Source organism: Corynebacterium sp. UMB6689, assembly GCF_030215295.1.
In the GTDB taxonomy this organism is placed as follows: domain Bacteria; phylum Actinomycetota; class Actinomycetes; order Mycobacteriales; family Mycobacteriaceae; genus Corynebacterium; species Corynebacterium aurimucosum.
In genome coordinates this window covers 26,194-39,402 of sequence record NZ_JASOLS010000010.1, presented here as the reverse complement: position 1 = coordinate 39,402, position 13,209 = coordinate 26,194, and the positions used below count along the sequence as shown (strand labels likewise).

Here is a 13,209-nt window from a genome sequence, read left to right as displayed (position 1 = left end):
ATCTGGGGCACCATGCAAGGGTGAATAAAGCTAAGAAGCCACTACTAGGCCTTATTTCGGTAGCCGCTGCCACCCTTCTTGCCGCCTGCTCCGCCACCGGTGGTGCGCCCCGTCCCGAAGCTGACGGTGAGCTAGCCGGTGGCGTCGACACCGAGCGTCTTGTCGTTGCCATGATTTCCCATGGCGCACCAGGTGATACGTACTGGGATCTCGTGCGTAAGGGCGCGGAGGACGCCGCGCGCAAGGACAATATCGAGTTGCGTTACTCTTCCGACCCGGAAGCGCCCAACCAGGCAAACTTGGTCCAGTCCGCCATCGACTCCGGGGTGGATGGCATCGCCGTGACCATGCCCAACGCTGGGGCGATTGGACCGGTGGCCAAGAAGGCCGTGGATGCTGGCATCCCCACCGTGGGGCTTAACGCCGGCATGGATGATTACCAGAAATACGGCATGAGCGCCTTCTTCGGCCAAGAGGAAAAGGTAGCCGGCACCAAGGCCGGCGAGCGCCTCAAAGACGATGGCGCCAAGCACGTACTGTGCGTCATCCACGAGCAGGGCAACTCCTCGCAGGAGTCGCGCTGTGCCGGCGTGAAGGACGGGCTGGACAACGGCGAGGTTGAGATCCTGTACGTCAATGGCAAGGATCTCACCGCCGCGCAGTCCACCATCAACGCGAAGCTGAGCCAGGACCCGTCCATTGACTGGGTCATGGCGCTGCAGGCCTCCGTGGCCATGCGCTCCGCCGACGCGGTTGCTGACGCCGCCTCCGAGGCCAAGGTCTCCACCTTCGACACCAACGCCGAGCTTGTCGACGCCATTGCGGATAAGCGTATCCAGTGGGCCGTCGATCAGCAGCCCTATATGCAGGGCTACCTCGCCGTCGATTCACTGTGGCTGGCACACCGCAACGGCTCCACATTGGGCGGCGGACGCCCCGTGTACACCGGCCCCTCCTTCGTGGATTCCACCAACGTGGACATCATCTCCGAATCCGCTAAGGCAGGCCTGCGATGAGCGAAGCCACGACTGCATCAGACGAGGCGCAATCAACCCCCGCCGATACCCGCCTGACCCGCCGCAGTGGCTTCGCGCGCTTCATCCGCCGTCCGGAACTGGCCAGCTTGCTCGGCGCGGTGGTCATCTTCGTCCTCTTTATGATTGTGGCGCCCGCCTTCCGCTCGGTGGAGGCCTTCTCCACGGTGCTCTACGCCAGTTCCACGCTGGGTATCGTGGCCCTGGCGGTGGGCCTGCTCATGATTGGTAATGAGTTTGATTTGTCCTCCGGCGTGGCGGTGACCTCCGCGGCGCTCGTGGCCACCATGCTCAACTACAACTTCCACCTCAACTCGTGGGTGGGCGTGGGGCTGTCCCTCATCACCGCACTGGCCATCGGTGCGCTCAACGGCTTCCTTGTGGTGCGCACCAAGATTGACTCCTTCCTCATCACCCTGGCGGCCTTCCTTATGCTGCAGGGTCTCAACTTGGCGATAACCAAGCTGGTGACCGGCCAGGTGGCCACCCCCACCATTTCGGACATGGAAGGCTTCGATTCTGCCCGCATCATTTTTTCCGGCACCATCCACATCGGCAGCTTGAGCATCCGCGCCACCGTCATCTGGTGGATCCTCTTCGTCGCCATCGCCTCGTGGGTGTTGTACAAGACGCGCTGGGGAAACTGGATCTTCGCCGTTGGTGGCGACGATGAAGCCGCCCGCGCCGTCGGTGTTCCCGTGCGCCGCGTCAAGGTGGCGCTGTTTATGCTCGTCGGATTTGCAGCGTGGTTCGTGGGCATGCACACCCTCTTTGCTTTCGACTCCATCCAGGCCGGCCAGGGCATTGGCAACGAGTTCCTCTACATCATCGCCGCCGTGATTGGCGGCTGCTCCATGACCGGCGGGCGCGGTACCGCGGTGGGCACCGCCATTGGTGCACTCATCTTCGGCATGACCAACCAGGGCATCGTGTACGCCGGCTGGAACCCCGACTGGTTCAAGTTCTTCCTCGGCGCCATGCTGCTCTTTGCCGTGCTCACGAACACTTCGGTGGCCAACTTTACGAGGAAGCGATAACCATGATTGAGTTGCACGATATTTCCCAAACATTTGGCAACTTCCACGCCCTGCGCGGTATCAACCTCCGCGTCAAGGAAGGCGCAGTGACCTGCGTGCTGGGTGATAACGGCGCGGGTAAATCCACGCTGATTAAAATCCTCGCCGGCCTCAACCAGCCCACCGGCGGCACTATCACCGTCGATGGGGAAGAGGTGAATCTCACGAGTCCGCGCGATTCCCTCGATGCCGGAATTGCCACCGTGTACCAGGATTTGGCGCTAGTGCCCTCGCTGTCTGTGTGGCGTAACTTCTTCCTAGGCCAAGAGCTCACCGGGGCGCTGGGGAGCTTGCGTGAGGAGGAAATGAAGCGCATTACGCACGAGCAGTTGTCCGAGATGGGCATTGAGCTTGGCGATGTCTCCGTGGAACTCTCCGCCCTCTCCGGTGGCCAGCGCCAGGTGGTCGCCATTGCCCGCGCCATCTACTTCGGCGCGCGCTACATCATCCTGGATGAGCCCACCGCCGCGCTCGGCGTGAAGCAATCAGGCATGGTGCTGCGCTTTATCGACGCCGCCCGCGAACGCGGCATGGGCGTGGTGTTTATTACGCACAACCCGCAACACGCCTACCTCGTGGGCGATCACTTCATCGTGCTCACGGTGGGGCAGATGTCTCTCGACGCTTCCAAGGAGGAGGTCACGCTGCCGGAGCTGACCCAGTGGATGGCCGGCGGCGACGAATTGGAGGAGCTCAAGCAGGAGCTGGCGCGCTAGACCACGGTTGGCGCAACTAAGCTGGTCTGCATGACTATGAGTGGCGTGAGCGTGGGCACCGACTTGGTGCACATTCCGTCCTTTGCCCAGCAATTGGAGCTTCCCGGCACACGTTTTGTGCGGGTCTTCAGCGCCTCCGAGCTGCGCGTGGCGCAGGCTCGTGGGCTAATCGGTGCTGCCCGCGCGCAGCACTTCGCGGGGCGCTGGGCAGCGAAGGAGGCCTTCATCAAGGCGTGGTCGCAAGCGCTCTACGGGCGCCCGCCGGTCCTGGCGGAGGAGGCCGTGGACTGGGCCGAGATTGAGGTCCGCCCGGATGCGTGGGGGCGCGTGGCAGTTGAACTGCGCGGGGAGATTGCCCGGCTCGCGCGGGAATCCCTGGGGGATTTTTCTACGGCGTTGTCGATCAGCCACGATGGTGACTACGCCACCGCTACCGTGCACCTTTCGCGGCACACGCCATAACCCACGCCATGACCTAGGCGCTGGTCGCGATGGCGAAGAGGTAGGCGATGAGCATGCGCTTAATCTCTTCCACCACGCCATCGAAGCTCTCCTCGGAGCGCATGGTGCTGTAGTTGAGCAAGGACACCACGGTGTGGACGAGGAAGGCGGCGATTTCCACTCGGGCGTCGGCGTCCATGCCCTGGGCAAGAGGCTCGATGATTTCCGCGATGGGCTTGAGCAGGCTGAGCTCCGTGTCGGCGGCCGTGGCGCGGGTCGCGGGTGTGGACTGCACGGCGTGCCACACCGCGCGGCGAGAGGGGTCGTTGCGCCAGACGCGGGCCATACGGTCGATGAATTCTTCCAGGAAGTCCGGCCACTGCAGGGCCGGCACGCGCTGGGAAAAACGCTCGACCTCCGCCTGCATTGCGGCGGTGTCTTGGCGGTCGAGCTCGCAGATCAGCACGTACTTGTTGGCAAAGTACTGGTAGAGCGTGCCAATCGGTACTTCCGCGCGGCGCGAGACCTCGTCGAAGGTAAAAGACTCAAAGCCATGGTCCACGAGCGTCTGACGCGCGCAGGACAAAATCCGGTCATACTTGGCCCGGCTGCGTGCCTGCGCTGGGCGGCGCCTAGGGACCAGAATCTCCGGTGACTTCGAGCTAGATTCCACGGTTTAGTTGAGCCCCTTGAGCACGCGGGCGACGTGGCCAGTGGCCTTGACGTTGTACATGGCCTGGCCAATGGTGCCGTCTTCCTCGATGAGGAACGTGGAGCGGATAACACCCTGGACGATCTTGCCGTAGTTCTTCTTCTCGCCGAAAGCAGCATAAGCCGTCATGACCTCCTTGTCGGGGTCAGACAGCAACGGGAAATTCAGCTCGTGGTCCTCGCGGAACTTCGCCAGTGCCTCGGGCTTGTCAGGGGAGATTCCCACCACGGCGATGTTCATGCCATTGAGTTGTTCCAGGCTGTCGCGGAAGTCGCAGGCTTCCTTCGTGCAGCCAGGAGTGTTGGCGCGCGGGTAGAAATAAACCACGACGCGCTGGCCGGCGTAGTCGCTCAGGCTCACGGTGTTGCCGGCATCATCGCTCAAGGAAAAAGCGGGGGCTTTGTCCCCTACGGACAGTCGTTGTGCTTCAGTCATGGTGTCTACCTTACCGTGCTCTGTTCAAGGGCTCTTTCGCTCATCGATGTTCACTCGGTGCAGCGTGGGTGAGATAAACGTTGACCAACTCTGCAGACACGCTGGTGGTCAATGTAGAATGTCCACGTTAGAACCACAACGGTTAGATAGAAGCTAACCGCAACAACACCGAACGAAGCCAAAATTCAGGAGATTCACGTGGCACGCAACATTGATGATATCCAGCGCGACATCGAGCGCACCCGCCGTCAGCTGGCTAGTACCTTGGATGAGCTCGCTGATCGCAGCAAGCCGCAGAACTTCGTCGAGGATGCTAAGGGCGCGGCAACCCAGAAGCTGCAGGAGCGCAATGTGCAGATGGCGCTCGCCGGCGTTGGCGCGGCCGTCGTAGGCCTCATCGCTTTTTCCGTCTTCCGCTCCAAGCGCCGTAAGTCCGATATCAAGGAGCTGCAGCGCCTGCTCGCTGAGCGTCGCTAGCGCGGGCGCGCGCCAGTGGGCGCGACTGCGCGCAGAGAGGCCCTGCCTTGGGGAATGCCTGGGGTGGGGCCGTTTTACGCTCCGCATAAATTAGAAAGAGCATTGCCTACCCTATGACAGCTTTGGGTAGCCTTACCTGACTGTGTAGTATGAACCTCCGGACAGACCGCAAGACGAAAGTTTGAAGGAGAAATTGTGCTTCACGTATCGACGCCTGCAGGTCAGGCATCCCGTCCACGCACCGGGCGAGTAGTAGGGGCGTGCGCCATGGTGGCGGCGCTGGCCGGCGCGCTGGCGGGCTGTGCCGCCGACAATGCCGGTGCTGGCAGCGAGCAGGCCGGGACTGCTGCTGTGAGTTTCACAGACCTTGCCGGCCGCCAGGTGGAGCTGGACCACGCGCCGGAACGCGTCATCCTGGGAGAGGGCCGCAGTGTCTTTGCCACCGGCATCCTCAACAAGGAAGACCCGCTGGACAAGGTCGTGGCCATCGGATCGGACCTGAAGCAGAATGTGCCCGACTACTACCGCGAGCTGGAAAAGACCACGCCCAAAGTCAACGAGCTGCCGGAAATCGGCGGCTTCACCAAGGGTGACGTCACCGTGGAGGAGCTCATCAGCCTCGACCCGGACCTCATCGTGCTCTCCAAGGATCAATATGAGGCCTCCCAGACCGCCGGGCTCACCGACAAGCTGGACCAGGCTGGCCTGACCTATGCCGTCACAGACTTCCGTTCCAAGCCCTTGGAGAACACCGTGCCCACCATGGAAATCTTCGCCGATATCTTCGGCCACGAGGACCGCGCGGAGGAGTTCATCGCAGACTGGCAAAAGAACGTTGACCTGGTAACTGAGCGCGCAAAGAAGGCGCAGGACAAGCCCTCCACCTTCGTGTGGCGTGCAGCAGGTATCTCAGATTGCTGCGGCTCGTGGAACGACTCCAACATTTCTGAACTGGTCAACGTCGCCGGCGGAAAGAACGTGGCAGATGGCATCATCGAGGGCGAGTCCGGCGCACTGACCCCGGAGAAGGTCATCGATGTCGATCCCGACATGGTCATCGCCACCGGCGGTGACTGGTCCACCAAGGTGGATAACGCAAGGGGCCACACCGGTTTCGCCGCTACTGGCTATGGCATCAGCGAAAAGGATGCCCACGACAGCGCCAAGACGCTGGCCAGCGTCCAACCTGGTTTTGAGGACCTCTCTGCCGTCAAGGAGCACAACCTCCACGGCCTGTGGCACCAGTTCTACAACTCGCCCTTCAACTACCTGGCGCTCCTCCAGATCGCCGCGTGGCTCCACCCGGAGGACTACGCAGACGTCAACGTTCAGCAAGAATGGGCCGAAGCCCAAGAGAAATACTCGCCCGTCCCCGGCGACGGAACCTTCTTCAGCACCAACTAGTCATGAGCATTCTCACATCAACCACGCGCACGGCAAACCCTGAACGAACCACGCGCGCAGAAACCGCGGAACTTCCTGTGGAGGCCCTCGCACACGAACATTCCCGCGTGACCCGCCGCCGCATCGCCATCGTCGCCGGGCTTATCGCCGTAGCACTCGCCGCCTTCGTCGTGAGCGTGATCGTTGGCGCCATCGACCTCACCACGGGGCAGGTGCTGCGGGGGATGGTGGACCCGGGAGGCGTCGACAAGCAAACGCGTACAGTCCTGTGGAGCCTGCGCCTGCCTATGGCCGTCATGGCGCTGCTCATCGGGGCTAGCCTGTCACTGGCTGGCGCGCAGATGCAGACCATCCTGGATAATCCGCTGGCGGAGCCTTTTACCCTCGGCATCTCCGCGGCGGCTGCTTTCGGCGGGGCCAGCGCCATCGTTCTGCGGTGGCAGCTCCTGGCCCAGCCGCAGTTCAACCTCGCGCTCATCGCGTGGCTGTCGGCGGCGCTGGCCACGGCCATCATCGTCGTCGCCGCCGTCATCCGCGGTGCGAAGTCCGAGACGATGGTGCTGCTCGGTATCGGCCTCGTCTTCTTCTTCCAGGCCATGTTGGCGCTCATCCAATACCGCTCTTCTAGCGAGGCTCTCCAGCAGATCGTTTTCTGGTCCATGGGTTCCCTCACCCGCGCTAGCTGGCAGGCCAACGCCGTGCTGGCCGGCGTGCTTGCGGTGGCGATTCCCATCCTGGGGGCGCTGTCGTGGCGGCTGACGGCGTTGCGGCTTGGCGACGCCCGCGCCACCGCCCTCGGCATCAACACTTCCCGCCTGCGCGTGATTGTTCTCGTCGTGGTCTCACTCGTCGCGGCAACCACCGTGGCTTTTGCCGGCATCATCGGATTTATCGGCCTGGTGGGCCCGCACATCGCACGCATGTTGGTAGGCGAGGACCAGCGCTACTTCGTGCCGGCCTCCATGGCCGCGGGCGCGGCGGTGATGTGCGCCGCCCACGCGCTAAGCCTCCTGATTAAGCCCGGGCTGGCCATCCCCATTGGCATCGTCACCTCGCTTCTGGGCGTGCCGTTCTTCATCGCCATCGTCATGACCCGAAGGAGGGCATTGTGGACGTAGAACTCACCATCACCGATCTATCTGCCGGCTATGGCTCGCGCACGGTGGTGGACGGGCTGAGCCTTCCCACCCTGTGCGGCGGGCAGGTCGTGGGGCTGCTGGGGCCGAACGCGTCCGGCAAGACCACCACCATCAAGACGCTCGCCGGGGTGCACCGCGCGCGGGGTGGCACGGTGGGCTTTCGCGTCGACGGCCAGGTTCCGAGCGGACAGCGGCGCCGCCAGCTTATCGGCTATGTGCCGCAGGGGCTGCCGCACACCGCGGCGCTGCGGGCGTTTGAGGCGGTGCTGATTGCGGCGCGTCGGGAAGCATGTGAGGACCCCGTCACCCGCACCGCCGAGGTCCTGCACTCCATGGGGCTCGACGACATTGCGCAGCGCTACCTCAACGAGCTCTCCGGCGGCCAGCGCCAGCTCGTCGCCGTGGCGCAGATGCTGGTGGGGACCCCTGGGCTTATGCTTCTCGACGAACCCACCTCCGCCCTCGATCTCAACCGCCAGCTCTTCGTCTTGGGCCGCGTGCGGGCAAAAGCTCGGGAGGAAGGCAGCCTCGCGTTGGTGGCGATTCATGACATCAACCTGGCGGCCCGGATGTGTGACCAGCTCGTCGTGCTCCACGGTGGCAAGGCCCGCGCCCATGGCGCGCCGGGGGAGGTGCTCACGGAGGAACTCTTGCGCGAGGTCTACGGCGTAGAGACGGATGTGCTGGACCACCGCGGGCAACCCGTCGTGGCGCTGCGGGAGGTTAGTTAGACTCGGGCCGTGTGAGCCGAAATTCGCCCGAGAACCTCCTGTTGTACCTCACCCCGGAGGACGAAAACACCATCCGGGAAGTCTACGCAGCCCTGGCTCAGCGTGGCTTTCCGGTGCAGCACCAGCGCCCGCACATTACGGTGACGTTCGCGCCGGTGCTCGAGACTTCAGTCGTCGACGAGGCTCGCAGCCTGCTCCCACCGCTGATGCCGGCGCAATTTCATCGCGTAGGAACGGTGGTCTTCGGAAGGAAAAGCAAGCAGACCGTGGCCTGGCTTCTGGAGACCACCGATGAGCTAGAAATTGCGGCGCGGAAGATAAGCGCTAAGAACCTCGAGGGGCGCGGACCACGGTGGACGCCGCATCTGACGATGGGCCTGCGCCTGCCCCGGGCGCTGGTGCCTGACTATATGCGCGCCCTCGATGAGATTGCCGGGCCGGAGCATAAAGAATTCAGGGCAGAATCTGCCGCCTGGTGGCGGCCCAAGACGCAGCGCCTGGAGGTCTTTGGGGCGGCCACGGAATGAGGAAACCCCCTTCATCGAAGGATGAAGGGGGTTGAACTGTGCGCCATCAGGGAATCGAACCCCGAACCCACTGATTAAGAGTCAGTTGCTCTGCCAATTGAGCTAATGGCGCTTGTGTTTACTCGGTGACTGCTGATTTCCTCAGTGCCTGCCGTGCAACGAGATGTAACTTTAACACCCTCTTTGTAAAAAGGTAAAATCGCCAGGTAGTTGGTGGTTTATTGGGGTCTTCGGTGGTGGCGTTGTGGCCGCTTTGAAGGAGGGGCGAATTGGGTGCGCAACGGGTGGGTAACGAAACGGTTAAGGGTGGTGGCGTCAACTGGTTTGAGAGGTGCGCTGGCGGTTAGGCTATGAGAACTCTTGTCATTGTCTTTAATCATTTATATGAGCTAGGGGTTTCTGTGCGTTCTCTATTCCCTTCTGCACGTCCCGCAGTACTTCTCTCGAGCCTCGTTGCAACGGCTTCCCTTCTGGCCGCCTGCACCATCGGCGGGGCCGCGGATTCTGGCCCAGCCGAAAACCAATCGGAAGCAGATGCTCAGACGAGTGCTTCGGCGGAGGCGTCGGCCTCGGCAGCCGCTAAAGCGAAGCAGCTGAAGTTTTCCGTCAAGGACGGTGCTAGCAATGTTGATCCATCCGAACCGGTAGAAGTGAACTCCCCGGCTGGCCTGAAGTCGGTGACGATGACCAACGAGGCTGGCATTGAAGTGGAAGATGAGCTGTCCTCGGACTCGACCACGTGGAAGAGTGCTGAGGTGCTGGGATATAACCGCACGTACACCATCGATGCCACGGACAAAGATGGCACCCACAAGACCATCACGTTCACCACCCCGCAGGCCGCAGGGGTATCCGAGGTAGCTTTGAGCCCACTGCCGGACTCCGAAGTAGGCGTGGGTCAGGTTATCGGCGTGCGCTTTGGCAACTACGTCACTGACCGCAAGGCGGCCGAAAAGGCCATTACGGTCAAAACAGAGCCCGCCGTCGACGGTGCTTTTTACTGGGTGAATAACCAGGAAGTGCGGTGGCGTCCGGAAAACTATTGGGAGCCGGGTACGAAGGTGACTGTTGACGTCGATCTCTACGGCCGTAACCTTGGCGGCGGCGTCTACGGCGGCGAGGATGCCTCCACCAACTTCACTATCGGCGACCGCGTCATCACGCTGATCGATAACAACACGAAGATGATGTCGGTGTTCAAGAATGGTGAGGTGCTGCGACGTATTCCTGTCTCGATGGGCAGGGATGGCCAGTGGGATACCCCGAACGGCGCCTACATCATCGGTGACCAGTACCCGTCCCTCACCATGGACTCGACTACCTTTGGCCTGGCTCTCGACGCTGGCGGTTACAAGACCGACGTTCAGTGGGCGACGCAGATGTCCTATTCCGGAATCTATGTCCATGCGGCGCCTTGGGCTGTGGGTGCGATGGGCAGTTACAACCAGTCCCACGGCTGTATCAATGTAACTACTGAGGCTGCTCAGTGGTTCCAAAACACGGTCAAACGCGGCGATATTGTGAGGGTTTCCAACACCGGCGGTGGTGTGCTGAGTGCGCTCGATGGTCTAGGGGACTGGAATATGGACTGGGAGACGTGGTCTGCGGGGAATGCTACCGCTAATCAGTAGCTCCCCGGGGATCGATCAGGGTGCACCCGAAAGTTAAAACAGCTAATTCGGCGTCAGTGGCCTAAATGGCTGTAACGGGCAGCATTGCGACGTGCGCGCATGTAATGCAAAGTGTGTGAAGTGTAATACTTTAACTTCTGCAAAGTGGTTTGCATCACGTCTTTGTTTTGGTGAATCTTGTGGAGAACTAGTTATTCACTGCAAAGATGGAGGCAGAAGTGGATCTCTACGAGTACCAAGCTCGAGACCTCTTTGAAGCTCATGGCGTTCCCACCCTCAAAGGCATCGTTGCGACCTCGGCCGTGCAGGCTGAAGAAGCAGCCGTGAAGTTGGGGACACCGGTGGTCGTGGTCAAAGCACAAATCAAAACCGGTGGGCGCGGAAAGGCTGGGGGAGTCAAGCTAGCGCACAGTCCTGCGGAAGCCGCGGAGAAGGCCAATGAGATTCTAGGCCTGAAGATCAAGGGGCACACCGTGCGCAAGGTCATGGTGGCAGAAGGTGCCGACATCGCTGCGGAATACTACTTCTCCATCCTCCTGGACCGCACCAAACGCCGTTACCTGGCCATGCTCTCCAAAGAAGGCGGCGTGGAGATTGAGAAGCTGGCCGAAGAGCGCCCAGATGCCCTGATTAAGCGCAGCTTCTCCCCACTCGATGGCATGACAGACACCCTCGCTCGAGACATGGCGTATGAGGCGGGGTTTGACGAGGGGGACGTCGCCAAGCTGGTTCCCGTATTCAAGAAGCTCTACACGGTGTACACGGAAGAAGACGCCACGCTTGTAGAGGTGAACCCACTGGTCAAGACATCGAGCGGTGAGATCATCGCGCTCGATGGCAAAATCACGCTGGACGATAACGCGCAGTTCCGCCACCCCGAGCACCGGGACCTCCAAGACCACGGGGCGACCGATCCGCTGGAGCTCAAGGCGCAGAAGATGGGGTTGAACTACGTGAAGCTTGACGGTTCCGTGGGGATTATCGGCAATGGCGCTGGCCTCGTGATGTCCACGCTCGACGTCGTGGCCTATGCCGGCGAGGATTTTTCTTCGCAGCCGAAGCCCGCGAACTTCCTCGATATCGGTGGTGGCGCTAATGCGGAGGTGATGGCCAACGGGCTCGAAGTGATTCTCAGTGATCCGCAGGTGAAATCGGTCTTTGTCAATGTCTTCGGCGGTATTACCGCCTGCGATGAAGTGGCCAAGGGCATCGTGCAGGCCTACAAAATCCTGGACTCGGAGGGGATTGAACCCAAGCCGCTCGTGGTGCGCCTGGATGGCAACAACGCGGAATTGGGACGCACGATTCTGAATGACGCACACCTGCCCAAACTGGAGCAGGTTGAAACCATGGACGCTGCGGCCCGCCGGGCTGCGGAGCTGGCGAACTAGGAGTAGACATGTCGATTTTTCTCAACAAAGACTCGCGGATCATTGTCCAGGGCATGACGGGGTCCGAAGGTATGAAGCACACGCGTCGCATGCTGGAATCCGGCTCCACCATCGTAGGTGGGGTCAACCCGCGCAAGGCAGGTGAGCGCGTGGATATTGAGGGGCGTGAGATTCCCGTCTTCGGCAGCGTGCGTGAGGCCATGCAGGCTACCGATGCCAATGTCACCGTCATTTTTGTGCCGGCAAAGTTCACTAAGGACGCAGCGGAAGAAGCCATCCGCGCCGGTATTGAACTCGTGGTCATCATTACGGAAGGAATTCCGGTGAAGGACACCGCTGAGCTCTATGCGCTGGGACGAGAATCCAAAACCCGCATCATTGGGCCGAACTGTCCGGGGCTCTACACACCGGGTGAATCTAATGCGGGCATTATTCCGGCAGAGACTGCGCCAAACCCAGGAAAGATTGGCTTGATGTCGAAGTCGGGCACCCTGACGTATCAGATGATGTACGAGCTATCCGATATTGGCTTTAGCACGTGCGTGGGAATCGGTGGAGATCCGATTATCGGGACCACGCACATTTCAGCGATTGAGGCCTTCCAGAATGATCCGGATACCGAGGCGATCATTATGATCGGTGAAATCGGCGGTGATGCAGAGGAGCATGCCGCTGCCTATATCAAGGACCACGTCACGAAGCCGGTGATTGCGTATATCGCGGGCTTTACCGCGCCGGAAGGCAAGACGATGGGGCATGCTGGCGCCATCGTGTCTGGCGGTTCTGGTACGGCAGAAGGCAAGAAGGCGGCGCTGGAAGCGGCCGGCGTGAAGGTGGGCAAGACCCCCTCGCAGGCCGCGGAGCTGGTGCGAGCAGCCTTGGCTTAAAGATAAGGCGCATGAGTCTCAGGACTCATGCGCCGGTAGGGGCTAGCGGGGGAGACCGCGACGTCGAGACACCGTCTTGTCGAAGGGAATCCAGAATCGCAGCGCGGCGTCTTGGTTCTTTGAGATGCCGATGCGCGGCCCGCGGACCCACTCGGGCTCCTCTTCGCGTGCGCCAAGTTTTACCGGGGTTCCGTTATCTTCAAGGCTGAATCCTAAGGCCTTGCCCAAATTGCCAGGGCCGCGGGCGAGATTATGAAAATCCGTGTCGCCCCGGCGCTGGTAGGCAATGTCTAGCCCGTCGATGACTTCTCCGCCGCGGAGCAAGCAACCCTGACCGGTGCCTTCGGGCGCGCAGACGAGATTGCCGTTCCGATGGATGCCATAAGACATGTAGACGTAGAGGCGCCCGGGTGGGCCAAACATGGCTGCGTTGCGCGGCGTGCGGCCCTTAAAAGTGTGTGAGGCCTCATCGTCTGCGCCGAGGTAAGCCTCGACCTCCGTGATGCGTACTGAAACGCCGTTGTGCGTGAGCACCGTGCCCAGAAGCTGGGGAGCAACGACGTCGGCGGTGTCGGTGAAATCGATCATTGCCGCAGTCTAACGTGAAA

The 13,209-nt window shown here is 61.4% G+C and carries 15 protein-coding genes and 1 tRNA gene; 12 read left to right on the top strand and 4 right to left on the bottom strand.

Annotated elements, in window-relative coordinates:
• The first annotated feature begins 20 nt into the window (after window positions 1–20).
• Genes QP363_RS07160 through QP363_RS07145 form a run of 4 tightly spaced genes read left to right on the top strand, consistent with a single transcriptional unit; the run spans window position 21 to window position 3,288 of the window.
• Window positions 21–1,016, top strand: coding sequence for a substrate-binding domain-containing protein (locus tag QP363_RS07160; RefSeq protein ID WP_070719325.1), 996 nt, complete (start codon window positions 21–23; stop codon window positions 1,014–1,016).
• A complete protein-coding gene (locus QP363_RS07155; RefSeq protein ID WP_070729988.1) occupies window positions 1,013–2,071 on the top strand; it encodes an ABC transporter permease in 1,059 nt (352 codons plus the stop codon). Before QP363_RS07160 ends, QP363_RS07155 begins: the two co-directional genes overlap by 4 nt.
• Before the next feature lie 2 nt (window positions 2,072–2,073).
• On the top strand, window positions 2,074–2,826 hold the full coding sequence (locus tag QP363_RS07150) for an ATP-binding cassette domain-containing protein (protein WP_201829201.1): 753 nt from the start codon (window positions 2,074–2,076) through the stop codon (window positions 2,824–2,826).
• Window positions 2,827–2,862: 36 nt separating this feature from the next.
• Window positions 2,863–3,288 carry a holo-ACP synthase gene (locus tag QP363_RS07145; RefSeq protein ID WP_284763763.1) on the top strand — a complete coding sequence of 142 codons (426 nt, stop codon included), beginning with the start codon at window positions 2,863–2,865 and terminating at the stop codon, window positions 3,286–3,288.
• A 13-nt stretch (window positions 3,289–3,301) separates the two neighbouring features.
• Here the strand turns inward: QP363_RS07145 and QP363_RS07140 are convergent, their stop codons facing one another.
• Both QP363_RS07140 and bcp read right to left on the bottom strand, forming a co-directional pair.
• Window positions 3,302–3,940: a TetR family transcriptional regulator gene (locus tag QP363_RS07140; RefSeq protein ID WP_070443410.1), complete on the bottom strand. Its 639-nt coding sequence runs from the start codon at window positions 3,938–3,940 to the stop codon at window positions 3,302–3,304.
• A gap of 3 nt (window positions 3,941–3,943) precedes the next feature.
• Window positions 3,944–4,414, bottom strand: a complete 471-nt coding sequence (bcp, locus tag QP363_RS07135; protein WP_070443412.1) for a thioredoxin-dependent thiol peroxidase — start codon at window positions 4,412–4,414, stop codon at window positions 3,944–3,946.
• Window positions 4,415–4,612: 198 nt separating this feature from the next.
• On the opposite strand from bcp, the gene QP363_RS07130 reads away from it, so the two are divergent.
• From QP363_RS07130 to QP363_RS07110, 5 genes are all read left to right on the top strand, one after another.
• Entirely contained in the window at window positions 4,613–4,891 is a 279-nt protein-coding gene (locus QP363_RS07130; RefSeq protein WP_010191207.1) for a DUF3618 domain-containing protein, read from the top strand.
• A 267-nt stretch (window positions 4,892–5,158) separates the two neighbouring features.
• A complete protein-coding gene (locus QP363_RS07125) occupies window positions 5,159–6,295 on the top strand; it encodes an ABC transporter substrate-binding protein (protein ID WP_070645947.1) in 1,137 nt (378 codons plus the stop codon).
• A 2-nt stretch (window positions 6,296–6,297) separates the two neighbouring features.
• On the top strand, window positions 6,298–7,413 hold the full coding sequence (locus QP363_RS07120; RefSeq protein ID WP_236659388.1) for an iron ABC transporter permease: 1,116 nt from the start codon (window positions 6,298–6,300) through the stop codon (window positions 7,411–7,413).
• The gene (locus tag QP363_RS07115; RefSeq protein ID WP_070443416.1) at window positions 7,404–8,165 is read left to right on the top strand and encodes an ABC transporter ATP-binding protein; all 762 of its coding nucleotides are present in this window, start codon (window positions 7,404–7,406) and stop codon (window positions 8,163–8,165) included. Before QP363_RS07120 ends, QP363_RS07115 begins: the two co-directional genes overlap by 10 nt.
• Before the next feature lie 11 nt (window positions 8,166–8,176).
• On the top strand, window positions 8,177–8,692 hold the full coding sequence (locus tag QP363_RS07110; protein ID WP_284763670.1) for a 2'-5' RNA ligase: 516 nt from the start codon (window positions 8,177–8,179) through the stop codon (window positions 8,690–8,692).
• Window positions 8,693–8,731: 39 nt separating this feature from the next.
• Here QP363_RS07110 and QP363_RS07105 read toward each other — a convergent pair.
• Window positions 8,732–8,804: transfer RNA gene (locus QP363_RS07105), tRNA-Lys, on the bottom strand.
• 289 nt (window positions 8,805–9,093) lie between these two features.
• Here QP363_RS07105 and QP363_RS07100 point away from each other — a divergent pair.
• The 3 genes from QP363_RS07100 to sucD all read left to right on the top strand — a co-directional run bounded on the left by QP363_RS07100 (window position 9,094) and on the right by sucD (window position 12,601).
• The gene (locus tag QP363_RS07100) at window positions 9,094–10,323 is read left to right on the top strand and encodes an Ig-like domain-containing protein (protein WP_070729985.1); all 1,230 of its coding nucleotides are present in this window, start codon (window positions 9,094–9,096) and stop codon (window positions 10,321–10,323) included.
• A gap of 218 nt (window positions 10,324–10,541) precedes the next feature.
• A complete protein-coding gene (gene sucC, locus QP363_RS07095; protein WP_284763762.1) occupies window positions 10,542–11,714 on the top strand; it encodes an ADP-forming succinate--CoA ligase subunit beta in 1,173 nt (390 codons plus the stop codon).
• 8 nt (window positions 11,715–11,722) lie between these two features.
• Window positions 11,723–12,601 carry a succinate--CoA ligase subunit alpha gene (sucD, locus tag QP363_RS07090; protein WP_144656649.1) on the top strand — a complete coding sequence of 293 codons (879 nt, stop codon included), beginning with the start codon at window positions 11,723–11,725 and terminating at the stop codon, window positions 12,599–12,601.
• A 42-nt stretch (window positions 12,602–12,643) separates the two neighbouring features.
• Here the strand turns inward: sucD and QP363_RS07085 are convergent, their stop codons facing one another.
• Window positions 12,644–13,189, bottom strand: a complete 546-nt coding sequence (locus QP363_RS07085; RefSeq protein WP_070719336.1) for a DNA-3-methyladenine glycosylase — start codon at window positions 13,187–13,189, stop codon at window positions 12,644–12,646.
• Window positions 13,190–13,209: the final 20 nt, after the last annotated feature.